Here is a 24,129-nt window from a genome sequence, read left to right on the forward strand (position 1 = left end):
GCTGTTTAGTCCCTCGTCCCTTACTTCGCAGCCGCGAGCTCGGCGGCCTTGTCGGCCGCGCCGTCCATGGTGTCCACGCGCTGGACCAGCGGGTGGTTGGCGTCCGACAGGATCCTGCGACCCAGCTCGGCGTTGTTGCCGTCGAGACGCACGACCAGCGGCTTGGTGACAGCCTCGCCCTTGTCGGCGAGCAGCTGGAGCGCCTGGACGATGCCGTTGGCGACCTCGTCACAGGCGGTGATGCCACCGAAGACGTTGACGAAGACGGACTTGACGTCCGGGTCGCCGAGGATGATCTCCAGGCCGTTCGCCATGACGGCGGCGGAGGCGCCACCGCCGATGTCGAGGAAGTTGGCGGGCTTGACGCCACCGTGGTTCTCACCGGCGTACGCGACCACGTCGAGGGTGCTCATGACGAGACCCGCGCCGTTGCCGATGATGCCGACCTCACCGTCGAGCTTGACGTAGTTGAGGTTCTTGGCCTTGGCGGCGGCCTCGAGCGGGTTGGCCGACTCCTTGTCCTCGAGCGCGGCGTGGTCAGGCTGGCGGAACTCGGCGTTCTCGTCCAGCGACACCTTGCCGTCGAGGGCGATGACCTTGCCGGAGGCGACCTTGGCGAGCGGGTTCACCTCGACGAGGAGGGCGTCCTCCTTGATGAAGGTGTCCCACAGCGTCACCAGGATCTCGGCGACCTGCTCGGCCACCTCGGCCGGGAACTTCGCCTGGGCGACGATCTCGCGGGCCTTCTCGATCGACACGCCTTCGTTGGCGTCGACGGGCACCTTCGCGAGGGCGTCGGGGTTCTCCTCCGCGACGACCTCGATCTCCACGCCGCCCTGGACGGACGCCATGGCGAGGAAGGTGCGGTTGGTGCGGTCGAGGAGGTACGAGACGTAGTACTCCTCGACGATCTCGGGCGCGGTCTCGGCGATCATCACCTTGTGGACCGTGTGGCCCTTGATGTCCATGCCGAGGATGTCCGTCGCGCGGGCGACGGCCTCGTCCGGGGTGGCGGCGAGCTTGACGCCGCCGGCCTTTCCACGGCCACCGACCTTCACCTGGGCCTTGACGACGGACTTGCCGCCAAGACGCTCGGTCGCCTCGCGGGCTGCCTCAGGCGTGTCAATGACTTCACCGGCCAGCACCGGTACACCGTGCTTGGCGAAGAGGTCCCTCGCCTGGTACTCGAACAGGTCCACGCGCGTCCGTCCCTATCAGTGATCTCGCGGTTCGTTGGATGCGTGGGCGTGCCGCGAAGGGCAACGTGACGTCCGCTGTCACAAGGGTGGCGCACACGGTGTCCGAGCGCGCGGCATGTCCGTCTCGCAGGTTATCGCCGTGGGGCACGGGACCCTAAATCGCAGCTCACACGACGGCGGTGATACCTGTCACAGATCCGGCCCGGAGGGGCCCTCACCTGGCCGGGGATCACCCGGTGAGGCCCCTGTGAGCAGCCACTGAGGGTCCCGCGCGGCCGGCCGTTCTCCGCGCGGAGCCTGTCGGGCGGGCGCGCAGGGGTCCGGTCGGGTGGATCCGCCGGCTTTCGGCCGTCCGGGTACCCGAACCGGCCCGAACCGGTCATCCGCGCTCAGGACGGGAACGCTCACCTCGTGTCCGGAATCGGAATCGGCCGCTTCTCGATCGCCGCCGCCATGACGTCGGGGAACAGATCGGGTGTGCAGGCGAACGCCGGGGCGTCGAGCGCGGCGAGCGCCGCCGCGTGCTCACGGTCGTACGCGGGCGCCCCCTCGTCGGACAGCGCGAGCAGGGTCACGAACTGGACCCCCGACGACTTCATCGCCGCGACCCGCTTCAGCATCTCGTTGCGGATCCCGCCTTCGTAGAGGTCGCTGATGAGGACGACAACCGTGTCGGCCGGTCTGGTGATCTGCGACTGGCAGTAGGCGAGTGCCCGGTTGATGTCCGTACCGCCGCCGAGCTGGGTGCCGAAGAGGACGTCGACCGGGTCGTCGAGCTGGTCGGTGAGGTCGACGACGGCCGTGTCGAAGACGACGAGCCGGGTGGCGATGGACCGCATCGACGCCAGCACGGCACCGAACACGGAGGCGTAGACGACCGACGCCGCCATCGACCCCGACTGGTCGATGCAGAGGATGACCTCCTTCTTCACGGACTGCGAGGCACGCCCGTAGCCGATCAGCCGCTCGGGCACGACCGTGCGGTACTCGGGCAGGTAGTGCTTCAGGTTGGCCGCGATCGTGCGGTTCCAGTCGATGTCGTGGTGGCGGGGTCTGCTGATCCGGGCGCTGCGGTCGAGGGCGCCGGTGAGCGTGGCCCGGGTGCGGGTGGCGAGCCGCTTCTCCAGGTCCTCCACGACCTTGCGCACCACGGCCCGCGCGGTCTCCTTCGTCGTCTCCGGCATGGCCTTGTTGAGGGAGAGGAGGGTGCCCACCAGATGCACGTCGGCCTCCACCGCCTCCAGCATCTCGGGCTCCAGGAGCAGGGCGGAGAGCCCGAGCCGGTCGATGGCGTCCCGTTGCATCACCTGGACGACGGAGGAGGGGAAGTAGGTCCGGATGTCGCCGAGCCAGCGCGCGACCGACGGCGCCGACGCCCCGAGCCCCGCCGAGCGGTCCCGCCCCGGCCGCCCCGCGCTCCCCTTCCCGTAGAGCGCGCCCAGCGCCCCGTCCATGGCGGCGTCCCGGCCGGAGAGCACGCGCCCGGTGCCGTCCGCCTCGTCGCCGCCGAGCACCAGCCGCCATCGCCGCAGCCGCTCGTCTCCGGCACCCGCCGCCACCTCGGTCATGGAGCCACCCTCACAAGATCGTCGTCGATGTCGGTGCCGGTGCTGATTCCGGTGTCGATGCCGCTGTCGGTTCCGGTGTCGGTGCTGATTCCGGCGTCGGTGCCGGTGTCCGCGCCGGGATCGGCCAGCCCCAGCAGCAGGCTCAGCAGCGGCAGGACGGCGTCGGCGCGCCCGGTGTCGAGGTCGGGGGCGAAACCGGGCATGCCGGAGCCGGAGCCCGAGCCGGCGGCCCCGGCGTTCGCCCGCGGCGCCGGGCCGCGCCGGACGAGTTCGCCCAGGGTCCTGCGTACTCCCGTCTCGTACGCCGAGAACGTCCGGCGCAGCAGCGGCAGCACATCGGTGAACGCGTCCGCCGGAACCCCGGTCAGCCACGTGTCCACCAGCGCGAGAAGGCGCTCGTCGTGCACGAGCAGCATGCCGCCGGAACCGCCCCCGACGAATCCGTCGATCCACGCGGCTCCGTCCGCGGGTTCCGTGCCCGGTGACAGCACGAGACCCATGAGCCGGGCGGCCTCCTCCTGCGCCAGTTCCCCCTCGTCCAGGAGCAGGCGGACGGACCGGCCTCTGACCACACCCGGCACGGTGTCCCGAGCGGCGAGGACCCGCAGCACCGCGTACCAGCGCCCGCGGATCCCCCCGGACTCGGCGGCCCCCGGGGTCGTCTCCTCCAGCAGTCCCACGGCCCCGTGCACGGCGTCGAGGTGGCGGCGCATCTCCTCGGCGGCGTCGCCGTCGAGGGCGGCGCAGGCCGGGGGGAGGCCGACGAAGACGCGTTCGGCGAGGCCGGCCGCGACATCGGCGAGGGCGTGGGTGTCCGTGCCGCGTACGTCGCCGTAGCGCAGGGAGCGGACGAGCGCGGGCAGGGCCTGCGCGAGATGGCCCACGTCCGTGTCGAGGGCGGCGCGGTCGGCGAGCACCCGCATCACCACGGGCAGCGCGTCCGGGAGCCCTGCGAGCAGGCAGCGCTCGGCGAGGGCCGTGACATCCGCGAGGGAGGGCGCGCCGACGGCGTCCGCCTCGGCCTTGGCCGTCGCGGCGGACAGCACGGTCGTGCCCCACACACCGGCCTCGGCGACCCGCACCGACAGCTCCGGCTCCCAGCGCAGCCGCCAGGTCTCGCGGAAGGTGCCCGTGCTGCCGCGGGACATCACGGGCTCGCCCCACGCGATGCCCAGGAGCCGCAACCGGTGCAACAGCGTGCTGCGCCCCGCGTCGGTCTCCTTGCGCAGGTCGAGTTCCATCTCCCGTTCCAGCGCCTCGGGCTTGAGCCGCAGCCGCCGCTGCGCCTGCGCGAGGTCCCGCTGCAACGGCACCGCCGGAGCGGATTCCGGCACCTCGCCGAGCACCTCGCCGACCACGAGCCGGTCGCGCACCAGTTCCAGGGGAACGTCCGAGCCCTCGCACATCACGGCCCGGACGGCGTCGGTGGTCTCGGTCAGTCCCGGCAGCGGGCGACCGCGCATCGCGGCGAGTGTCCCGGCCAGTCGCACCGCCTCGATGACGTGGGCCGACGACACGCCCCGGTCCTCGTCGCGCAGCAGCCTGGCCACCTTCGTCATCCACCGCTCGACCGGTCGGTCGGGGGCGCTGAACAGATGCCCGTACCAGCCCGGCGAGTCGATGCCCGCTCCGTAACCGCTGGCCCGGGACAGCCGGCGGTGCGTCCAGGGCACCCACGTCAGCTGGACCTTGGCCTTGGGCAGCCCCTTGAGGAGTGCCCGGTCGGCGCCGACCGTGGTCTTCCGCCGCAGCGCGGGGACGTGCCAGGCCCCGCACACCACGGCCACGTCGTCCCCGAACTCCCGCTGCGCAGCCCGGATCTGGAGCCGCATGTACGCCTCGCGCACCAGGTCCCGGTCGTGTCCGCCGACCCCGTACGCCTCGCGCAGCGACCCCATGGCCTCCTCCAGCACGGCGAACGGAGCGAACGGGTCGTCCGCCGCACCCGCCCTGTGCTCGACCACGTCCTCCCACCAGCGCTCCGGATCGTCGTAACCGGCCGTCTCGGCGAGCACCGCGAGGGGGTCGATCCGCAGGGTGGTCCCGTCGGCGGAACGGCCGGAACCACCGGCGGCTTCCGGCTGTCCGGGATCACCCGAGGGGCCGGGGTCATCGGCAGGTCCAGAATCACCCGCAGGACCGGGATCAGCCGAGACGCCGGGAGCTTCCGCGGGGCCGGACCCGTCCGGGAGACCGCGTTCGGCTTCCGGCGCGGGCTCGCCTCCGGGGCCGCGGGCGCCGGGCTCTCCGGCCGGGGTGTCGGAGGGCGCGCTCACCGGCCCGTCCCGCTCGGGGTCCGTCCCCTCTCTCCGCCCGGCCAGGGTGTGGGCGGCCGGAAGGTCGATGAAGCGGGCCGGCACCCCGTGTTCCAGGGCCCACTGGATCGCCACCCACTCCGGTGAGAACTCGGCCAGCGGCCAGAAGGCCGAGTGGCCGGGCTCGTCCACCACGTGGGCGAGGAGCGCCACGGGCGGCCGCATGTCCTTGTCGGCGGCCAGCGGGACCAGGGCGTCCGCCTCGGGCGGTCCCTCGATGAGCACGACCCGGGGTGCCGCCGCCTCCAGCGCCGCCCGTACGGCCCTCGCCGACCCGGGCCCGTGGTGCCGCACACCGAGCAGCGACGGCCCCGGACCCCGGACGATCGCCCCGCCCCCCGACGCGGGTGGCCCGGCGTCCCGCCCGGCGCTCATACGCTCACCTCGCGGCAGGCGCGGTAGAAGTCCTTCCAGCCGTCCCGCTCGCGGACGACCGCTTCCAGGTACTCCTGCCAGATGACGCGGTCGGCGGCCGGGTCGCGCACGACGGCGCCGAGGATGCCGGCCGCGACGTCGCTCGCCCGCAGGACGCCGTCGCCGAAGTGGGCGGCCAGCGCGAGGCCGTTGGTGACGACGGAGATCGCCTCGGCCGTGGACAGCGTGCCGCTCGGCGACTTCAGCTTCGTCCGGCCGTCGGCCGTGATCCCGTCACGCAGCTCCCGGAAGACGGTGACGACACGGCGGATCTCGTCGACGCCGTCGGGCACGGCGGGCAGATCGAGGGACCGGCCGATCTGGTCGACCCGGCGCGAGACGATGTCGACCTCGGCCTCGGCGCTCTCCGGCAACGGCAGCACCACCGTGTTGAAACGGCGCCGCAGGGCGCTGGAGAGTTCGTTGACCCCGCGGTCCCGGTCGTTGGCCGTGGCGATCAGGTTGAACCCGCGGACGGCCTGCACCTCCTGGCCCAGCTCCGGTATCGGCAGGGTCTTCTCGGAGAGGATCGTGATCAGACTGTCCTGCACGTCCGCGGGCACGCGCGTGAGTTCCTCGACGCGGGCCGTCATGCCCTCGGCCATGGCCCGCATGACGGGGCTCGGCACGAGCGCGTCCCGGCTGGGCCCGTGCGCGAGCAGCCGCGCGTAGTTCCAGCCGTACCGGATGGCCTCCTCCGGCGTGCCGGCCGTGCCCTGCACGAGCAGGGTCGAGTCGCCGCTGACCGCGGCCGCCAGGTGCTCGGACACCCAGGTCTTCGCGGTGCCGGGCACCCCGAGCAGGAGCAGGGCCCGGTCGGTGGCGAGGGTGGTGACGGCGACCTCGACGATGCGCCGCGGCCCCACGTATTTGGGGGTGATCACGGTGCCGTCCGGCAGTGTGCCGCCCAGCAGATAGGTGGCCACGGCCCAGGGCGACAGCAGCCAGCGCTCCGGGCGCGGCCGGTCGTCCTGCGCGGCGAGCGCGGCGAGTTCGGCCGCGAAGGCGTGCTCGGCGTGCGGTCGCAGCGCCTCGCTCGGCCGGCTCGGCCCCTTCTCTCCCGCGGGTGCGTCAACTGACGTCGGTTCTACGGACACGGACATGCCTCGGTCCCCCTCCAGCTCGGCCGGTTCGGATCTGGTTCCACCGTGCACCACGCCACTGACAATGCCCTCTGAGCTGCGCAAATGTGCTCGCGAGGATCGATTGTCAGTGGTGGGTCCTACCTTCGATGGCATGACACAGCAGGCGGTGCGCTGGACGGCGGATCAGGTGCTGGCACTGGCGCCTGACGCCGCGTCACGCAAGGCGGGGAGCAAGCTCGGCGCGGCCGGACCGTGGTCGGAGGCGGGCAGTACGGAGGAGGGGACGGTATGGGGACTGTGCAAGGGAAGCGGCAGCAAGCCGTATCAGACGGTCGTCGACATCGCGGACTCGGCGGGTCCCGCTTACAAGTGCAGTTGCCCGAGCCGGAAGTTCCCGTGCAAGCACGCGCTGGGACTGCTGCTCCTCTGGGCGGGCGCGGACGGAGCGGTGCCGTCCGCGCAGGCACCGGACTGGGCCGCCCAGTGGCTGGAGGGACGACGCAGGCACGCGGAGGACAAGAACCTGGCGGGCGGGGGATCTGGAGCCGCCTCGCCGGGTGATCCCGAGGCGGCGCGGCGCAGGGCCGAACGGCGGGCCGAGCGGATCACCGCGGGGGCGGCCGAGCTGGAGCAGCGGTTGGCGGACCTGCTGCGCGGCGGCCTCGCCTCCGCCGAGCGGGCGGGGTACGGGATGTGGGAGGAGACGGCGGCCCGGATGGTCGACGCGCAGGCACCCGGTCTGGCCGCGCGTGTAAGGGAGTTGGGGGCGATCCCGTCGTCGGGGCCGGGCTGGCCCGTGCGGCTGCTGGAGGAGTGCGCGTTGCTGCACCTTCTCGACCAGGGCTGGCTGCGGCGCGAGCGGCTGCCGGACGACCTGGCCACGACGGTCCGTTCCCGCGTCGGACTGCCCGGCTCCGCGGACGGCCCGCCGGTGCGTGACCGCTGGCTGGTCCTCGCGCAGTACGACACGGCGGACGCCCGGCTCACGACCCGCAGGATCTGGCTGTACGGCGCCGAGTCCGGCCGTACGGCCCTGCTCCTCTCCTACGGCGCGGCGGGCCGGGCACCCGAACTGACGCTTCCGGTGGGGCTGGCCTTCGAGGCGGAGGTGTCCGCGTACCCGGGCGCCGGCCAGCTGCGGGCGGCGCTGGGCGAGCGGTTCGCTCCCCCGGCACCCGCGGCGATACGGCCGACGGGGCTGACCACGCCCCAGGCGGCCGCCCGTTACGGAGAAGCGCTGCGCGCCGACCCCTGGCTGGACTCCTGCCCGGTCACCCTGGAGCGGGTCGTCCCGGTCCCGGACGGCGACTCATGGCAACTGGCCGACTTCGACGGGGAGTCGGCTCTCCCCCTCAGCCCTTCCTCGCGGTCCCGGCCCGAACTGTGGCGCCTGGTCGCCCTGTCCGGCGGCGCACCGGTCACGGTCTTCGGCGAGTGCGGCCACCGCGGCTTCACTCCGCTCACGGCGTGGCCGCAGGGCGAGGGCGAGGCGGTGGCGCTGTGCTGACCCCGGTCATCACCCCCGCCACCCTCACCACATGCGCCGCCCCCACCACATGCGCCGCCTTCGGCGGCCTCGTCACCCTCGCCACCCCGACCAGCGGTCCGGCGCCCGGCCGCCGCTGACGCGCTTCGTACGGAAAGGACGCTCATGACCACAGCACCGGCATCGGCGGGCGCGCCCGCCGGCGGTTCCTGGGAGGAGCTCGTCACCGTGGCGCTGCTCGGCACCGAGCGGCGCACGCTTCCGGGACAACGGCCCGGGCAGCAGGCTCCTGTCGCGCTGCTGGACGCGGCGGCCGTGGAGACCGTGCGGCGGCGGGCCGGAGTCCGGCCGGCACGCGCGGCGGCCCGGCCGGAGCCCGCGGCACCTGACCCGCGGGCCGCGCTGCCGCCCGCCGCGGCCCGAAGGCTGGCGACCCTGCTGGCGGACCGCCCCGGCGCGGGCGGCGGTGGCCGCAGAGGCACGGCACCCGACCTCATGGAGCTGCTGCCCCAGTGGCTGGCCCTGGCGAACACGCGTGGATTCGCCGCGCCCCCGGGGACCCTTCCCGCACTCCTCGACGCGGCCCGGGGCCGCACGGACCTGCGGCCCGCCGTACTCGACTTCGCCGGGCCGCGGGCGCTGTGGCTGGCCCGGCTGAACCCCGAGTGGCGGTTCGCGCTGCGCTCCTCGTCGGGCGCCGCCGCGCTGCCGGAGGAGGCCGGCGACATACAACGGCTCTGGCAGGAGGGCCTGTTCGCGGAGCGGGTCGCGCTGCTGGCGGCGGTACGGGCCAAGGATCCGGCCGCCGGACGCGCCTTGCTGGTGGCGACCTGGGCGACGGAGCGGGCCGAGGACCGGCTGATGTTCCTCGACTCGCTGCGGTCCGGACTGTGCGCCGAGGACGAGGCGTTCCTGGAGCGGGCGCTGGCCGACCGCAGCCGCAACGTCCGGGCGACGGCGGCCGAGCTGCTGTCCGCCCTGCCGGGGTCCGCGCTCGCCGCGAGGATGGCGGACAGGGCCGCCTCGTGCGTGGCCGTCGACCGTACCCGGGGAACACCGGTGATCACGGTCGAGGCGCCGCACGAGTGCGACGCGGCGATGGAACGGGACGGGGTGGTGCCGAAACCCCCGGGCGGCCGGGGCGAACGGTCATGGTGGCTGGGCCAGCTGGTCGAGGCGACGCCGCTCGCGACCTGGCGGGAGCGGCTCGGCGGCCGTTCGCCGGAGGAGATGGTGGCCCTGCCCGTGACGGACGGCTGGCAGGGGGAACTGCATGCGGCGTGGTGCCGGGCGGCGGTGCGCCAGCGCGATCCCGCGTGGTCGAGGGCGCTCCTCGGGCCGCCCTCCGCTCCGGAGGCCGGGGGACCCGGGGCGGTGTCGCTGGCCGAGCGGGCCAAGCTGCTGGCGACGCTGGGCGCCGGGGAGCGGGCCGAGTGGGTGGCCGGGTTCATCGGTACGCACGGACTGTCCGAGGCGTTCCAGCTGCTCGGGGTCTGCGCGGTGCCCTGGGCGGGGGGCCTGGGGCGGGCGGTGGTCGACGCGCTCGACATCGCGCGGGACGCGGGGAGCTTTCCGTGGAGCTTCAGCGGGGTGATGGGGCTGGCCGAGCGCTGCCTCGACCCGGCCGAGGCGGGACGGCTCGAAGGGCTCACCTCGGTCCCCGACGAGTCGGAGCACGCGGCACCGGGGTCCGGCGACTACTGGGCCGAGGCCTTCCAGCGGCTCGTGACGACCCTGCGGCTGAGAGCGGTCATGTCCGCCGAGCTCACGGCGCCATGACCGCCCCTCCGGCCGTGCGGTGAAAGGGCCACCTGGCCCGGCACGTCCCCTCGCCGTGGGCCGGGCGGCCAGCGTCCGGGACCGGCCGGGTTCCGCCCCGGTCCGCCCGCGCCCCGCGCTCTGCTCCCTGCTCCCGGGACACCGCGCGACACGAAGAAGCCGGGCGAACCCGAAGAGCCGGAGAACCCGGTACTCGGAGAACCCGGTACTCGGAGAACCCGGTACTTGCAGAACCCGTCCGCCCGAAGAACCCGGCAAGGCCGAAACTCTCCGGCGCCGAACCGCTCCGGCGCCGGAGATACCGGAGGTCACCGGTGCCCGCACGAAGCAACACGGGCACCGGTCGGTCACGCGGGCCGACGCAGGCCCAGGCACCCGGCGCTCACTCGGGCGCAGGCGCCCGGCGGTCGCACGGGCCGAAGCAGGCTCAGGCTACCGGCGGTCACCCGGGCCGGAGCAGGCCCAGGCACCCGGCGGTCACCCGGGATGGCGCCGGCGCCCGGTCACGCGCCGGCCGGCTGCCTGACGTTCGCCCGTACCCAGTCCACGATGGACACCGTCGTGGCGCCCGGAGTGAAGATCTCCGCGACGCCCTTCTCCTTGAGGGGGGCGATGTCCGCCTCGGGGATGATGCCGCCGCCGAAGACCTTGATGTCCTCGGCCTCGCGCTCCTTGAGGAGGGCGATGACGGCCGCGAAGAGCGTGTTGTGGGCACCGGACAGGATGGACAGGCCGATCGCGTCGGCGTCCTCCTGGATCGCGGTGTCGACGATCTGCTCCGGGGTCTGATGGAGCCCGGTGTAGATGACCTCCATACCGGCGTCGCGCAGCGCCCGCGCGATCACCTTGGCCCCACGATCGTGGCCGTCGAGCCCCGGCTTGGCCACCACCACGCGGATCGGACCGGCTGCCACACCCATCACTGCCTCCATCAACGGACTGCTTCCACCTGTACCGACGAGGACTGCCGGCACATGCCTGCGACGACCACCACCGGACGACGGCCGACAACTGGCCGAAGGTTCACCGACTGACCAGTATTGACTACCCGTTGTCACCAACAGGCGTCCGTCGACCGCGCCGACTACTGACCATCGACACATATCGCTCAGTTTTCCGCTCGCCACACCGGATCGCTCCGGATCGCCGATCGCGCCAAGCGGCACAGGCGTCCCGGGCCCTTTCGGCCCGGGAAGTGAACGAACGTTATCGCCAGCATCCCGCAAGCGGCAGTTTCGCGGTGGAGAGCGAGGGGGAAATCACACACTGGGACAAGTTCGCCGCGCACGGTTCCGTACGGCGGCACTGGCGCCGCAGGGACCTGCGGCGTACGGGCCACTGCCGGAGGCGGGCGCAAGAAGAGCCGCGACCAGGTGGCCGCACCGTCGCGTCGTCAGCGGACGGCGTGGTGCTGGGGCACATCGGTGACGGCACGACAGCGGGGAGCGAGGCCGGGCAGCAGGACCACGGGAATCACGAGGGCGACTCCACGCCACGACACGACGCCGGTGCACCCAGCACGGCGGACGTCGGGGAGCCGGGGTCGACGTCGTATACCGCGCCCTTCGGCCGAGCGCTCCGTAGCGTCACCGGTCTCCCACACCGGAGACGTTCCGTCGGCCGCCACCGTCGCCGACCTCACGGCTTTCCACTAGGGCACACGGGGGACGGAGTGGTCCTCCCGCGTGCCGACTGGAGGTCGGCCATGAAGGTCACCGAGGCTGCGTCGCCCCTTATCCCCCTGTGCCAGCGCCTGTTTCCGACGAAACTGGCAGGGCTGTCGGTGGCGCTGTTGAAGGCAACGGCCCTGGAGCTCGCGATCCTCGCCGGGCACCTCCTCCTCTATCCCTCCGGCATCATCCAGGAACGCCGGACCGGACACCCGCTCCCCTCGCCCGACGTCGCCGCCCCGCTGCCCACCGAGGCCAAGCCCCCGGTCGTCCTGCTGCACGGCTTCATCGACAACCGCTCCGTCTTCGTCCTGCTGCGCCGCAATCTCGCCCAGCACGGCCGGCAGCACATCGAGTCCCTCAACTACTCGCCGCTGACGTGCGACATCCGTACGGCGGCGGAGCTGCTGGGCCGGCACATCGAGGAGATCTGCGAGCGCACGGGTCATGAGCGGGTGGACATCGTCGGGCACAGCCTCGGCGGGCTGATCGCGCGCTATTACGTGCAGTGCCTCGGCGGCGACAGCCACGTCCGCACACTCGTCACGCTCGGCACCCCGCACTCGGGCACCCGCGTCGCGCCCCTGATGAACGCGCACCCGATCGTCCGCCAGATGCGCCCCGGCTCCGCGGTGATCGAGGAACTGACCGGCCCCGCTCCGGGCTGCCGTACGCAGTTCGTCAGCTTCTGGAGCGATCTCGACCATCTGATGGACCCGCTGGAGACGGCCTGCGTCGAGCATCCCGACCTGCTCGCCCAGAACGTCCGCGTGAGCGGTGTCGGCCATCTCGCGCTGCCCGTGCATCCGGCCGTCGCGACCGGAATCCGGCAGGCACTCGACATCGAGATGCCGGGGTCCCTCGCCGTGGTCCGGAGCGGCGGCCTCACGGTGGCGTGAGAGGCGGCACGGAACGGTCCGAGGGCGGCCGTCGGGAGGGCTGACGGCCGCCCGACGACCCTCCCGGCAACCCAAGTCTTCGAACAGTTATCGAACGCCAGGCCAAGCCCTTGCCCGCCCTCCCCCGAAACACGGCCGAATGCCCGTTTCCCGCGAAGGGGAAACCTGCCGAAGATTGTCGCGCCCGCATACCGCCGGGTACAGTCGCCGCACTGCTCTGCCAGCCCCTGTTGTCGAGGCGAAAGAGAAGTTGGTGAACGACCGTCACCCGTCGGGGATCGCGACTCCCCCGGCTCCGGCTTCCGACGCCGCCTCGGCGCTCTACGCGCCCTACGGCGCGCAAGAAGCCCAGTACGGCGACTTCACCGCGTACGGCGACTACGCCGGCTCGGTCCCCGACCCGGGAGCGAACGCGGCCGCCTACTCCGGCACGGACTTCGCCGGCGACCCGCTCTTCGGCACCATGCCGGGCGGCACCGGCTCGTACGACGCCACGCAGTGGAACGCCGGAGCCCAACAGCCGCTGGGCTACGACCCGTACGCGGCGCAGCAAACCGCCTACGGCACCGGCGCCCACGACACGACGGCCTGGACGAACGGCTATCAGCAGCACGCCGAGATCCCCGCGCAGCACCCGGGCCCCGACGCCTCGGGCCAGTGGGACGCGAACGGCTGGATCCAGCCCGAGCAGCCGCTCGACGGGACCCAGCACTGGACCGTGCCGACGCAGGAAACGGGCGCGTACGACGCCACGCAGTGGAACGTCGCCGGCGGCCAGGACACGTACCAGGCGTACGAGCACCCGCAGCCCGAGTCGTACGAGCACCCCCAAGCCGAGTCGTACGAACACCCGCGGACCGAGTCCTACGAGCATCAGCAGCCCGAGTCGTACGAACAGCCGCAGGCGGCGTCCGAGTCGTACGACCACCACGAGCTGACGCAGCTCGACATGACGTACGAGGGAGTGTCCGACGCGTCGGACCCGGTTCCCTTCGACCAGCAGGCGACCGCGACCTTCGACCAGGCGACCCACGGTCAACTCGCCGCGGAGGACGACGAGTCCGACGCGGCCGAGGACCTCGCGGACACGGCCGGCCCCGACGGCGGCTACGACCCGTACGACGAGGGGCGCGAGAGGCCGCTGCTCGACGACATGGAAGAGATCACCCCGGTCCGGCGTCCCGCGACGCGCAGTGCTTCCCGTGCCCGGCGCCGCAGCCCCGCGAAACGTTCCGCTCTGCTGACCGTCGCGGTGCCCTCGGCCTGTGTCATGGGGGTCGCGGGGATCGCCGCCGCCTCCGTGGGCGGTGTCGGCGGCCTCGGCGGGGACGACTCGAAGGACACGACCACCAGCGCCTCCGACGTGACCTCGGTGAAGCCGTCGGCCGCCAACATCAAGCTGGACACCCAGCTCCAGAGTCTGTCCGCGGGCGCGGACGACTTCGCCGACCGGGCGAGCCGCACGCAGGAACGTATCGACCTCAAGGCCCAGCAGGCGACGGAGAAGAAGAAGGCGGCGGAGGAGGCGGCCCGCAAGGAGCGGCTGCGTCCGAAGTTCGCTCTTCCCGTGGTGCGGCAGGGCCTCAGCGCCTACTTCGGCCAGGCCGGCGTCAACTGGATGTCCGTGCACACGGGCATCGACTTCCCCGTCTCCTACGGGACGCCGGTGCTGGCCGCGACCGACGGCACCGTCCGGACGCAGTGGAACAGCGCCTACGGCAACATGATGATCGTGACCGCGATGGACGGCACCGAGACGTGGTACTGCCACCTCTCCACGTACAGTCTCCCCTCCGGAAGCGCCGTCAAGGCCGGTGACCAGATCGCCTTCTCCGGGAACTCCGGCAACTCGACCGGCCCGCACCTGCACTTCGAGGTCCGCCCGGCCGGCGGTGCGGCGATCGACCCGCTGCCGTGGCTGCGCAGCCACGGCCTGGACCCCACGTAAGAACCCGGACGCCGCGTGACCGCGGGCCCCGGCCGTCTCCGGACGGCCAAGGGCCCTGCGACCGGTCATCCGGATCCGTCACCGCGATCCGTCGCCCGGATCCGTGACCGCGATCCCCGTCGACCGGTTCACGCGAACGGTCTCGCGGACTACAGCTTCTCCACCGGCGCGTACCGCAGCAGCAGCCGCTTCGGCTTGGGCTCTCCGAAGTCGACCGTCGCCTCCGCGTTCGCGCCCGTCCCCTTCACGCCGACGACGGTGCCGAGGCCGAACTGGTCGTGCGTGACCCGGTCCCCGACGGCCAGCGAGACCACCGGCTTCTCGGTCCCGCCGCGGCGGGTGGCGAACCCGGAGGCACCCGAGGCCGCGGACCGCGAACGCGAGGCCGAGAGGGAGGCGGCGACACCGGAGACGGGACCGGCGGGCCTGGACGCCGTCGCCCCCGTGCGCTTCCAGTCCAGATGGGTCGCCGGGATCTCCTCGAGGAAGCGGGAGGGCGGGTTGTACGAGGGCTGGCCCCAGGCGCTGCGCACCGAGGACCGGGTGAGGTAGAGCCGCTCCCGCGCGCGCGTGATGCCGACGTACGCCAGGCGCCTCTCCTCCTCCAGTTCCTTGACCTGTCCGAGCGCGCGCATGTGCGGGAAGACGCCGTCCTCCATGCCGGTCAGGAACACCACGGGGAATTCGAGGCCCTTGGCGGTGTGCAGGGTCATCAGGGTGATGACGCCGTTGCCGTCCTCCTCGTCCGGGATCTGGTCGGAGTCGGCGACGAGCGCGACCCGCTCCAGGAACGCGGCGAGTCCGCCCGTGTTCTCGCCCTCACCGGTCTCCTGCTCGAACTCCAGGGCCACGGAGGCGAGTTCCTGGAGGTTCTCGACCCGGGTCTCGTCCTGCGGGTCGGTCGAGTTCTGCAACTCGGCGAGATAGCCGGTGCGTTCGAGGACCGCCTGCAGGATGGTGGCCGGGCCCGCGCCGGACTCGACGATCGTGCGGAGGTCCTCCATGAGCGTGTTGAACCGCTTGACCGCGTTGGTGGAGCGCGCGGCCATGCCGTAGGCCTCGTCGACGCGGCGCAACGCCGCCGGGAAGCTGATCTTCTCGCGCTGCGAGAGGGCGTCGATCATCGCCTCGGCGCGGTCGCCGATGCCGCGCTTGGGCACGTTCAGGATGCGGCGCATCGGGACGGAGTCCTCGGGGTTGGACAGCACCCTGAGGTACGCAAGGACGTCCCGGACCTCCTTGCGCTCGTAGAAGCGGACGCCGCCGACGACCTTGTAGGGCAGGCCGACGCGGATGAAGATCTCTTCGAAGACACGGGACTGCGCGTTCGTGCGGTAGAAGACCGCGACGTCGCCGGCCTTGGCCTCACCCGCGTCGGTGAGACGGTCTATCTCTTCGGCGACGAACTGGGCCTCGTCGTGCTCGGTGTCCGCGACGTAGCCCGTGATGTTCGAGCCCGCGCCCGCGTTGGTCCACAGGTTCTTGGGGCGGCGGGACTCGTTGCGCTCGATGACCGCGTTGGCGGCGGACAGGATCGTCTGGGTGGAGCGGTAGTTCTGCTCCAGGAGGATCGTCGTCGCGCTCGGGTAGTCCTCCTCGAACTGGAGGATGTTGCGGATGGTCGCGCCGCGGAAGGCGTAGATCGACTGGTCCGCGTCACCCACGACGCACAGCTCGGCGGGTGCCAGGTCGTACTCGCCGAGCGGTACGTCCACGGGGTGCTCGGAGGTCCCCACGAGCTCCCGCACGAGCGCGTACTGGGCGTGGTTCGTGTCCTGGTACTCGTCGACCAGGACGTGCCGGAAGCGGCGGCGGTAGTGCTCGGCGACGTCCGGGAAGGCGCGCAGCAGATTGACCGTGGTCATGATCAGGTCGTCGAAGTCGAGCGCGTTGGCCTCGCGCAGCCGCGACTGGTACATCGCGTACGCCTGGGCGAGGGTCTTCTCGAAGCCGTCGGAGGCCTGGGCGGCGAAGTCCTCCTCGTCGATCAGCTCGTTCTTCAGGTTCGAGATCTTGGCGCTGAACGACTTCGGCGGGAACCGCTTGGGGTCGAGGTCGAGATCACGGCAGACGAGCGCCATCAGACGCTTGGAGTCGGCGGCGTCGTAGATCGAGAACGACGAGGTGAAGCCGAGGGTCTTGCTCTCGCGGCGCAGGATGCGGACGCAGGCGCTGTGGAAGGTCATCACCCACATCGCGTTGGCGCGCGGGCCCACGAGCGCCTCGACGCGCTCCTTCATCTCGCCCGCGGCCTTGTTCGTGAAGGTGATCGCGAGGATCTGGCCCGGGTGGACGTTCCGCTCGCCGAGCAGGTGCGCGATCCGGTGGGTGAGCACGCGGGTCTTGCCGGAGCCGGCACCGGCCACGATGAGCAGCGGCGAGCCGGAGTGGACCACGGCCGCGCGCTGGTTCTCGTTCAGTCCGTCCAGCAGGGCCGCCGGGTCCACGGCGGGCCTGGGCGCGCCGTCGCGGTAGTACGCGTCCCGGCTCGGCGGCATGTCGAACTTCCCGCCGAACAGATCGTCCGGAACGGGCTCCGGTACGTGATCGTCCTCGGGCGGCGGCGGGTGTTCGTCCTCGTGGGCCGCGGAGGGCTTGAGGTCCGCCAGGAAGCTGTCGTCAAAGAGGCTGCTCATCGCTCTCCGAGTCTAGGCCGCCCCACCGACAGCCCGCCGCCGCCTCGAGAACTCGGCCGCAAGTGTGACCAGGGTCCCGGCGGTCACCCCGGGGAAGCCGGCCTTCCGGCCATGACGCGTCACACCCCGTGACGAGAAGCGGCCGGGCGGTCACCCGGCGCGAGACCCCGTCGGCGAGCGGCTCCGGCGAGCCGTTCGGAGCGGGCGGGGCCCGTTCGACGGTTCGGACGAGCGGGTCGCCGCCCGCGGGTCGCACGGCGATGGTCACGAAAACGTATCGGGCATATCGCACATCAACCTTCACACGGGCCACACCGGTTGGCTAGCGTGCCGGAAGGCCGCTCGACCGCGACCGGCGAACCTCGCCGGGCCGAGCGGCCTCCGCCGAGTCCGGTACGCCGCGAGGCCCCGGAGCCGGGGACCCACCGACCTTGGGGTGAATCGGTCCGACCGCCTTGTGGGGCAAGGACCGTAGGGCAGCCTTCCGGAACCACCCGCCCGAACCCGACAGCTAACTCGGTAGGCGGATGACGGAAGGAGTCGCCTCTCTTGGCGTCACACCGCAAAGCGCGCCCCACGGGTGCGCGCATCGCAGGCATACGGACCCCGGCCCTCGCCACAGCGGCCCTCACCTCCGTGGCCCTGCTCTCCCAGACCGCCAACGCCGCCCCCTCGGCCGAGCCCCGGCCCAGCATCGAAGCGGTCTCGAAGAAGGTCGACGACCTCTACCACCAGGCCGAGACGGCCACGGAGAAGTACAACGCGACCCGGGAGAAGACCGCCGAGCAGCGCGAGCGCGTCGACACCCTGCTCGACGACGTCGCCCGGCGCACCGAGAAGCTCAACACCGCGCGCGAGGAACTGGGGTCGTTCGCCGCGGCGCAGTACCGCACCGGGGCCTCCGCGCCCGACACCGCGACCCTGCTGCTCGCGGACAACCCCCAGGACTACTTCGACCAGACCCAGCTGATGAGCCGTCTGACGACTCGCCAGAAGGCCGCCGTCGACGACTACATCACCGAGCAGGCCGCCACCACCAGGAAGCGGGCGGAGGCCACCCGGAGCCTGGAGTCGCTGACCGCCTCGCAGAAGGCGCTCAAGACGTCCAGGGCCACCGTGCAGCACAAGCTCACCGAGGCCCGTTCCCTGCTCTCGGAACTGAACGCCGAGGAAAAGGCGCGGCTGGCGGCGATCGAGAAGAAGAAGCGGGAGCAGGCCGCGGCCGAGGCGGCGGAGCTGGCACGGCAGCAGGCCGCCGCCGAGAAGGCCGCCCAGCAGCAGTCGTCGTCCGGCACCACGACCGGCACGGCCTCCGGCTCGGCCTCCGGGTCGTCGACGGGATCGACGGCCACGGGCTCCTCGTCGAAGGCGGCCGAGGCGCTCGCGTTCGCCCGCGCGCAGATCGGCAAGCCGTACGTCTGGGGCGCCACCGGCCCGGACTCCTACGACTGCTCGGGCCTGACCCAGGCCGCCTGGAAGGCCGCCGGCGTCAGCCTCCCGCGGGTCACCTACGACCAGGTGAACGCGGGCACGACGGTCGCCCTCGCCGACGCCCGGCCCGGCGACCTGGTCTTCTTCTACGACGACCTCAGCCACGTCGGCCTCTACATCGGCGACGGCATGATGATCCACGCGCCGAAGCCGGGCGCGTACGTCCGCGAGGAGTCGATCTACTACGACGGCACCTCCGCGATCCACAGCGTCGTGCGCCCGGCGTAGACCGGGACACGGAAGCCCCTCACGCGGGGCACGCGCTCCGGGCTCTCCCGCACGCCCGCGCGCGTGCCCCGCGTTTTCGTCCCCGCCCGCGCGTGGCCCGCCCGCAACCGTTCGACGGGTCCTTAGCATCGACGCATGCCAGACACACCGGACATGACGGACACCATTCCGCTCCGCACCTGGTGGGCGGGGTGGGCCCCCGCCGCCGGTGCCGCCGTCATGGCCACCGGCATCCTCTCGATCGGGCTGCACCTGACCGGCTACGAGGTCCTGTCCGGGATCGCGCTGGTCCTCGCGTCGCTCACCTGGGCCGGGCTCGCCTCGGACTTCCTCGGACGACTGGTGGGCGACCGGGAGCAATGGGCGCGACGGGCCGCCACCCCCGCGGGGCTCGACGCGGTCGCGGCCACCACCGTGCTCGGCACCCGCTTCGCCACCCTCGGGTGGCGGACGTTCGCCGAAGTCCTGCTCGCGCTGTCGGCCGTGCTCTGGCCGGTCCTGCTGCTGACCGTGCTGCGGCACTGGCGGCGCCGCATGACGGGAGAGGTGTTCCTCGTCTGCGTGGCCACGCAGGGGCTCTCGGTCCTCGGCTCGGCGATCGCCGCCGAGGTGGGCTCGGACTGGCTCGCGCATGCCGCGATGACGCTGTTCTGGGTGGGGATCGCGCTCTACGTTCTCTCGTTCGCGAGCTTCGACCCGCGGGAGGTGCGGAAGGGCGCCGGGGACCACTGGATCGCGGCCGGCGCGCTGGGCATCTCGGCGCTGGCCGGGACCGGGCTCGTCGTGGCGCACGACGTGAATCCGTATCTGTGGAACAACGACGACCAGGGCGTCCTGCGCTCCACGACCGGCGCGCTGCTCGTGCTGGACCTCGCCTGCTACTTCCTGCTGGCCGTCGCGGAGGTGCTGTGGCCGCGCCCGCGGTACGACGTACGGCGCTGGTCGTCCGTCTTCCCGATGGGGATGTCGGCGGTGGCCGCCCTCGCGGTCTCGGCCGCCCTGGACGTCTTCTGGCTCAAGGGGACCGGGCAGGTGCTGCTGTGGATCGCGGTGGCGGCATGGCTCCTGGCGGCCGCGGGCACCGCTCTCGCCTTCAGGTCCGAGGTACGGGGGTGACGCGGCGGGCAGGCCCCTCGCCACGGGGGCGAGGCCGCCGGCCGGGTCCGCCGGGGCGGGAAGTGCGCGCCGGTCAGCTCCGCCGGGACGGGAAGTGCGCGCCGGTCAGGTCCACAGGACGGCGATGAAGATGTTCGCGACGGTCAGCAGTCCGACCAGGCCGAAGAGCCGCTTGTCCACCGTCTCGTCGTCCCGCTTCACATAGACGAGCCCGAGGATCACGATCAGCAGGGCCAGCTTCACACCGATCTTGACGGTGTTGACCGTGCCGCCTTCGGCCTGGTTGAGCCCGACCAGGGCGACACCGGTCACCAGCATGGTCAGCGCGCCGTGGAGCATCGCCGGGACGAAGCGGGCGGTGCCCTTGCCCATCGCCTTCATCTGGGTGAGGAAGCCGCCGAGGAGCGCGGCGATGCCGATGATGTGCAGGCCGACGAAGAGATGGATGAGTACGTCCATGGGGCCGGAGCCTAATCGCACCCCCTGAGGCCCTCCCGACCGGGCCGCCCCTTCCCACCAGGCACCCTGGACCCACTCCTGCCCGCCGCCCGCCCGTTCCCCGGACCGTCCCGCCCCACCGGCCCCCCGTCGCGCTCCGGCCCCGGTCGGCACTCCCTCGCCACTGGACCGTCGCGCGCCAGCCATAGCACCTGCACCGCGCGGGCCGTCCGGGAATCGCCGCTTCGGTCATCACCCTGCGTGAAGCCGATGACGTACGGCCGGAATCTTGGTCACATTTGGCCTCTCGGCGATCCAATAGCGATAGTTCCGTACATAGCGTTACCAACAGCTCACTCCCAGGTTTAGCGTCCTCCACCAGGTGACCGGCTCCCCACCACCGTCCGGGCCAGGGACGGCAGTCGGACACCACCGCCGAGAAGGTCCGGCGGCGGCACGCTCCCCCTGTGTGAGCCGCCGCCGGACGTGTCACCGCTTGACCGCACCTCAAGGGCGGTCGCACGGAAGGATGTGGGCCCTCGTGGCAGCGCACCGCAAGGCCAGACAGCGTTCGGTCGGCGGAAACACGGCCCGCACAGCGGTCACCATCGCCCTCGCGGGCGCGGCGACGGCCACCGGCTTCGACGGGGTCGGCCACGCCGACCCCCAGTTGTCCGCGGCGCAGGTGAAGGCAAGGGTCGACAAGCTGTACGAGGAGGCGGAGGCCGCTACAGAGAAGTACAACGGCGCCAAGGAGAAGGCCGGCCGGGCGGAGGCGAACCTGAGCAAGCTCCGCGACGAGGCGGCCCGCCGGGAGGACCGGCTCAACTCGGCCCGGGACGCGCTGGGTTCGATGGCCGCGGCGCAGTACCGCAGCGGTGGGCTCGACCCCGTGGTGCAACTCGCGCTCTCCGACCGCCCCGACCGGTATCTGGAGGATGCCGCGCTCGCCGAGCGGGTCGGCACCCGGCAGTCGGCAAAGATCGCCGGGGTACGCAAACAGCTCCGTGAGCTCGAGCAGTTGCGTGGGGCGGCGCACATAGAACTGGCGGCCCTCAAGTCGCGTCAGACCGAGCTGAAGCAGCACAAGAAGACGGTCAACGAGAAGCTCGGCGCGGCCCGCCGGCTGCTCGACCGCCTCACGCCGCAGCAGCGCACGCAGTACGCGGAGCGAGGCGGCGTGGATGACCAGCAGCATGCCTCGCGCGACGCGTCCCGCGATCCGGCCCCCGTCGCGGCGTCGGGAGCCTCCGGCACGTCCGGTGCCGCCGGAGCGGACACCGCGGCGGCGCCCAACTCCCGGGCGGCGGCCGCCGTCGCCTACGCCTACGCGAAGCTCGGCAGCCCCTACGTCTGGGGCGCCACCGGCCCCAACGCGTTCGACTGCTCGGGGCTCGCCCAGGCCGCGTACCGATCGGCGGGCGTCTCCCTGCCCCGCACGACCTATTCCCAGATCAACGCCGGCACGCGGGTCGCCCGCTCCGAACTCCAGCCCGGCGACCTGGTGTTCTTCTACGCGGGCATCACCCACGTGGGCATCTACGTCGGCAACGGCCAGATGATCCACGCGCCGAACCCGTCGGCGCCGGTGCGGGTGGCCCCGATCACGGAGATGCCCTTCGCCGGAGCCACCCGGGTCGCGTGATCTCCTGAGCGGCGAGGCCGCGGGCCCCGGGCCGTCCGTCGCCCGGGGCTCCCGCCCGTCCCGGTCCAGCCGGGCCGGACCGCGTCAGACCAGTCGCCGCGCCGTCGCCCAGCGCGTCAGCTCGTGCCGGTTCGAGAGCTGGAGCTTCCGCAGCACCGCCGAGACGTGCGACTCGACCGTCTTGACGGAGATGAAGAGCTGCTTGGCGATCTCCTTGTACGCGTACCCCCGGGCGATGAGCCGCAGGACCTCGCGTTCGCGCTGGGTGAGGCGGTCCATGTCCTCGTCGACGGGCGGGGCGTCGGTGGAGGCGAAGGCGTCGAGGACGAATCCGGCGAGGCGCGGGGAGAAGACCGCGTCACCGTCCTGGACGCGGAAGACGGAGTCCACGAGATCCGTGCCGGTGATCGTCTTGGTGACGTACCCCCGGGCGCCGCCGCGGATCACGCCGATCACGTCCTCCGCGGCGTCCGACACGGACAGCGCGAGGAAACGGACCGGCTGCTCGGCGTCGGCCATCAACGGGGCGCAGCGGCGCAGCACTTCGACACCGCCGCCGCCGGGAAGGTGGACGTCGAGGAGGACGACCTCGGGGCGGGTGGCCGTGATGACCGTGACCGCCTGGTCGACGTCCGCGGCCTCGCCGACCACTTCGACGCCGGTCCGCGCGGTCTCCCCGATCTCGGCCTGGACCCCCGTACGGAACATGCGGTGGTCGTCCACGAGCACCACGCGCACCCGGCGCCCGCCCTCGGCGCCGGCCGCGGGAGCGGCGCCCGCGGATGCTGCGGCACCGGAGGCCTCCGCGGCCGAACCGCCGGACTCCACAGGCTCGTTCGTGTCGCTCATGACGTTTTCTCCACCCTCTCCATCTCCAGCTCGACCTCCGTGCCGCCGTCCGGCACCGCGCGCAGTCGCGCCGTGCCGCCGTTGCGCTCCATACGGCCGATGATCGATTCTCTGACGCCCATGCGGTCGGCGGGTATCGCGTCGAGGTCGAAGCCGGGGCCGCGGTCGCGGACGGACACGAAGACCGTCCTGCCCTCGACTTCGGCGTAGACCTGCACGGCGCCGCCCTCGCCACCGTACTTGGCCGCGTTCACCATCGCTTCCCTCGCCGCCTGCATCTGCGCGGTCAGACGGTCGTCGAGCGGGCAGTCGCCCACGACGACGACCTCGATGGGGACGCCGTGCTTGTCCTCGACCTCGGCGGCATGGCCGCGGACCGCCTCGGCGACGGTGTCGGGCTCCTCGTCCTCGGCCTTGCCACTGCCGTCCGGCTTGTGGAGCCAGGCCCGCAGATCGCGTTCCTGGGCGCGGGCGAGGCGCCGCACCTCGTTCGCGTTCTCCGCGTTGCGCTGGATCAGGGTCAGGGTGTGCAGCACCGAGTCGTGGACGTGGGCGGCGACTTCGGCCCGCTCCTGCGCGCGGATGCGCATCAGGCGCTCCTCGGAGAGGTCCTGGGTCATCCGGATCAGATAGGGGCCGGCGAGCAGCGCGATGCCGACGAGGACCGCGAGCGCCGCCTGGAGCACCGAGCCGAGGTGGGCCGCGGAACCCTGGAGGACGAAGATCCCGGAGACGCCCGCGGTGACGAGGAGCACGCCCGCCGCGGACCGCAGCAGCGAGAGCGTACGGCGACGGCGGCCGACCTCGGCCCAGCGGGCCCGCCGCGCGTTGTCCGCCTGGCGCCAGACCAGGGCGACGCCCGCGCCGACGAGGACCGTCGGCCACAAATAGACCCGCGTGCCGCCGCCGAGATTCACGTTGCCGACGAAGACCATGGCCACGACGACCATGAGGAGCAGGGCGACGATCTGGCCCTTGTCCGGCTTGCGGGCCACGAGTCTGCGGCGGCCGTCGGGCGAGGTCTCGGTGGTGAACGCCGGCGCGCGGCCGGAGCCGACGCCGCCGACGCCGAGGGGCACGAAGAACCAGAACGCGGCATAAAGGAGCGCGCCCAGCCCGTCCGCCATGAACAGTCCGACGAACACCAGCCGCACCCAGACCACGGGCAGCCCGAGATGCCCGGCGAGCCCTCGCGCCACGCCCCCGAGCCAGCGTCCGTCGCTGCTTCGGTAGAGCTTGCGCGGGGGCCGCGGGTCGTCGGCGGGCATGACTGCGGCTTCCGGCATGCCATCGATCGTCACACGCCCGGCGTACCGGAGCATCAGGGTCGGCCCCCGAAACTCCCCTGATCTTCAGGAATCGC

Annotated in this window: 17 protein-coding genes and 1 riboswitch; of the genes, 8 read left to right on the forward strand and 9 right to left on the reverse strand. The window is 72.3% G+C overall.

Annotated elements, in window-relative coordinates; all coding sequences use genetic code 11:
- Positions 1 to 20: 20 nt before the first annotated feature.
- The 4 genes from sucC to ACFYW9_RS36675 all read right to left on the reverse strand — a co-directional run bounded on the left by sucC (position 21) and on the right by ACFYW9_RS36675 (position 6,599).
- The gene (sucC, locus tag ACFYW9_RS36660) at positions 21 to 1,199 is read right to left on the reverse strand and encodes an ADP-forming succinate--CoA ligase subunit beta (protein ID WP_351868394.1); all 1,179 of its coding nucleotides are present in this window, start codon (positions 1,197 to 1,199) and stop codon (positions 21 to 23) included.
- Positions 1,200 to 1,603: 404 nt separating this feature from the next.
- Positions 1,604 to 2,767 (reverse strand): VWA domain-containing protein, encoded by a 1,164-nt coding sequence (locus ACFYW9_RS36665; RefSeq protein ID WP_389159426.1) that lies wholly within the window; start codon positions 2,765 to 2,767, stop codon positions 1,604 to 1,606.
- The gene (locus ACFYW9_RS36670) at positions 2,764 to 5,457 is read right to left on the reverse strand and encodes a DUF5682 family protein (protein WP_389159427.1); all 2,694 of its coding nucleotides are present in this window, start codon (positions 5,455 to 5,457) and stop codon (positions 2,764 to 2,766) included. Before ACFYW9_RS36670 ends, ACFYW9_RS36665 begins: the two co-directional genes overlap by 4 nt.
- Positions 5,454 to 6,599: an AAA family ATPase gene (locus tag ACFYW9_RS36675; protein WP_328449095.1), complete on the reverse strand. Its 1,146-nt coding sequence runs from the start codon at positions 6,597 to 6,599 to the stop codon at positions 5,454 to 5,456. Before ACFYW9_RS36675 ends, ACFYW9_RS36670 begins: the two co-directional genes overlap by 4 nt.
- Before the next feature lie 133 nt (positions 6,600 to 6,732).
- Here ACFYW9_RS36675 and ACFYW9_RS36680 point away from each other — a divergent pair, with 133 nt between their 5' ends.
- The 3 genes from ACFYW9_RS36680 to ACFYW9_RS36690 are packed head-to-tail and all read left to right on the forward strand — an operon-like array spanning position 6,733 to position 9,846.
- The gene (locus ACFYW9_RS36680) at positions 6,733 to 8,088 is read left to right on the forward strand and encodes an SWIM zinc finger family protein (RefSeq protein ID WP_389159428.1); all 1,356 of its coding nucleotides are present in this window, start codon (positions 6,733 to 6,735) and stop codon (positions 8,086 to 8,088) included.
- A complete protein-coding gene (locus ACFYW9_RS36685; RefSeq protein ID WP_389159429.1) occupies positions 8,082 to 8,207 on the forward strand; it encodes a hypothetical protein in 126 nt (41 codons plus the stop codon). Before ACFYW9_RS36680 ends, ACFYW9_RS36685 begins: the two co-directional genes overlap by 7 nt.
- A 25-nt stretch (positions 8,208 to 8,232) precedes the next feature.
- Complete coding sequence (locus ACFYW9_RS36690) at positions 8,233 to 9,846, forward strand: DUF5691 domain-containing protein (RefSeq protein WP_389159430.1); 1,614 nt, start codon at positions 8,233 to 8,235, stop codon at positions 9,844 to 9,846.
- A 503-nt stretch (positions 9,847 to 10,349) separates the two neighbouring features.
- On the opposite strand, the gene ACFYW9_RS36695 is transcribed toward ACFYW9_RS36690, so the two are convergent.
- Entirely contained in the window at positions 10,350 to 10,766 is a 417-nt protein-coding gene (locus tag ACFYW9_RS36695; RefSeq protein ID WP_037626795.1) for a cobalamin B12-binding domain-containing protein, read from the reverse strand.
- 785 nt (positions 10,767 to 11,551) lie between these two features.
- Between ACFYW9_RS36695 and ACFYW9_RS36700 the strand changes: the two genes are divergently transcribed.
- Positions 11,552 to 12,415, forward strand: coding sequence for an esterase/lipase family protein (locus ACFYW9_RS36700; RefSeq protein WP_389159431.1), 864 nt, complete (start codon positions 11,552 to 11,554; stop codon positions 12,413 to 12,415).
- A 253-nt stretch (positions 12,416 to 12,668) separates the two neighbouring features.
- Positions 12,669 to 14,363: a peptidoglycan DD-metalloendopeptidase family protein gene (locus ACFYW9_RS36705; protein ID WP_389159432.1), complete on the forward strand. Its 1,695-nt coding sequence runs from the start codon at positions 12,669 to 12,671 to the stop codon at positions 14,361 to 14,363.
- A 149-nt stretch (positions 14,364 to 14,512) separates the two neighbouring features.
- Here the strand turns inward: ACFYW9_RS36705 and pcrA are convergent, their stop codons facing one another.
- Complete coding sequence (gene pcrA / locus ACFYW9_RS36710) at positions 14,513 to 16,999, reverse strand: DNA helicase PcrA (protein WP_389159433.1); 2,487 nt, start codon at positions 16,997 to 16,999, stop codon at positions 14,513 to 14,515.
- A 372-nt stretch (positions 17,000 to 17,371) separates the two neighbouring features.
- A riboswitch (cyclic di-AMP (ydaO/yuaA leader) is annotated at positions 17,372 to 17,541 on the forward strand.
- A gap of 7 nt (positions 17,542 to 17,548) precedes the next feature.
- Here pcrA and ACFYW9_RS36715 point away from each other — a divergent pair.
- Positions 17,549 to 18,718 carry an NlpC/P60 family protein gene (locus ACFYW9_RS36715; RefSeq protein ID WP_389159434.1) on the forward strand — a complete coding sequence of 390 codons (1,170 nt, stop codon included), beginning with the start codon at positions 17,549 to 17,551 and terminating at the stop codon, positions 18,716 to 18,718.
- Positions 18,719 to 18,853: 135 nt separating this feature from the next.
- Positions 18,854 to 19,834, forward strand: coding sequence for a tellurite resistance/C4-dicarboxylate transporter family protein (locus ACFYW9_RS36720; protein ID WP_389159435.1), 981 nt, complete (start codon positions 18,854 to 18,856; stop codon positions 19,832 to 19,834).
- A gap of 105 nt (positions 19,835 to 19,939) precedes the next feature.
- Here ACFYW9_RS36720 and ACFYW9_RS36725 read toward each other — a convergent pair whose 3' ends face one another.
- Positions 19,940 to 20,293, reverse strand: a complete 354-nt coding sequence (locus ACFYW9_RS36725) for a hypothetical protein (protein ID WP_326785966.1) — start codon at positions 20,291 to 20,293, stop codon at positions 19,940 to 19,942.
- Between the two features lie 520 nt (positions 20,294 to 20,813).
- Between ACFYW9_RS36725 and ACFYW9_RS36730 the strand changes: the two genes are divergently transcribed.
- Entirely contained in the window at positions 20,814 to 21,917 is a 1,104-nt protein-coding gene (locus ACFYW9_RS36730; RefSeq protein ID WP_389159436.1) for an NlpC/P60 family protein, read from the forward strand.
- Positions 21,918 to 22,001: 84 nt separating this feature from the next.
- On the opposite strand, the gene ACFYW9_RS36735 is transcribed toward ACFYW9_RS36730, so the two are convergent.
- A complete protein-coding gene (locus tag ACFYW9_RS36735) occupies positions 22,002 to 22,766 on the reverse strand; it encodes a response regulator transcription factor (RefSeq protein ID WP_351868357.1) in 765 nt (254 codons plus the stop codon).
- The gene (locus ACFYW9_RS36740; protein ID WP_389159437.1) at positions 22,763 to 24,052 is read right to left on the reverse strand and encodes a PspC domain-containing protein; all 1,290 of its coding nucleotides are present in this window, start codon (positions 24,050 to 24,052) and stop codon (positions 22,763 to 22,765) included. Before ACFYW9_RS36740 ends, ACFYW9_RS36735 begins: the two co-directional genes overlap by 4 nt.
- Positions 24,053 to 24,129 lie beyond the last annotated feature (77 nt).

Origin of the sequence: Streptomyces sp. NPDC002698 (assembly GCF_042888945.1) — a bacterium.
Classification (GTDB): Bacteria; Actinomycetota; Actinomycetes; order Streptomycetales; family Streptomycetaceae; genus Streptomyces.

Coding starts and splice junctions, on each gene's coding strand:
- ACFYW9_RS36735 (WP_351868357.1), bottom strand. CDS start 22,766: ATGAGCGACACGAACGAGCCTGTGGAGTCCGGCGGTTCGGCCGCGGAG.
- ACFYW9_RS36690 (WP_389159430.1), top strand. CDS start 8,233: ATGACCACAGCACCGGCATCGGCGGGCGCGCCCGCCGGCGGTTCCTGG.
- ACFYW9_RS36675 (WP_328449095.1), bottom strand. CDS start 6,599: ATGTCCGTGTCCGTAGAACCGACGTCAGTTGACGCACCCGCGGGAGAG.
- ACFYW9_RS36670 (WP_389159427.1), bottom strand. CDS start 5,457: ATGAGCGCCGGGCGGGACGCCGGGCCACCCGCGTCGGGGGGCGGGGCG.
- ACFYW9_RS36725 (WP_326785966.1), bottom strand. CDS start 20,293: ATGGACGTACTCATCCATCTCTTCGTCGGCCTGCACATCATCGGCATC.
- pcrA (WP_389159433.1), bottom strand. CDS start 16,999: ATGAGCAGCCTCTTTGACGACAGCTTCCTGGCGGACCTCAAGCCCTCC.
- ACFYW9_RS36720 (WP_389159435.1), top strand. CDS start 18,854: ATGCCAGACACACCGGACATGACGGACACCATTCCGCTCCGCACCTGG.
- ACFYW9_RS36695 (WP_037626795.1), bottom strand. CDS start 10,766: ATGGGTGTGGCAGCCGGTCCGATCCGCGTGGTGGTGGCCAAGCCGGGG.
- ACFYW9_RS36665 (WP_389159426.1), bottom strand. CDS start 2,767: ATGACCGAGGTGGCGGCGGGTGCCGGAGACGAGCGGCTGCGGCGATGG.
- ACFYW9_RS36740 (WP_389159437.1), bottom strand. CDS start 24,052: ATGCCGGAAGCCGCAGTCATGCCCGCCGACGACCCGCGGCCCCCGCGC.
- ACFYW9_RS36680 (WP_389159428.1), top strand. CDS start 6,733: ATGACACAGCAGGCGGTGCGCTGGACGGCGGATCAGGTGCTGGCACTG.
- ACFYW9_RS36700 (WP_389159431.1), top strand. CDS start 11,552: ATGAAGGTCACCGAGGCTGCGTCGCCCCTTATCCCCCTGTGCCAGCGC.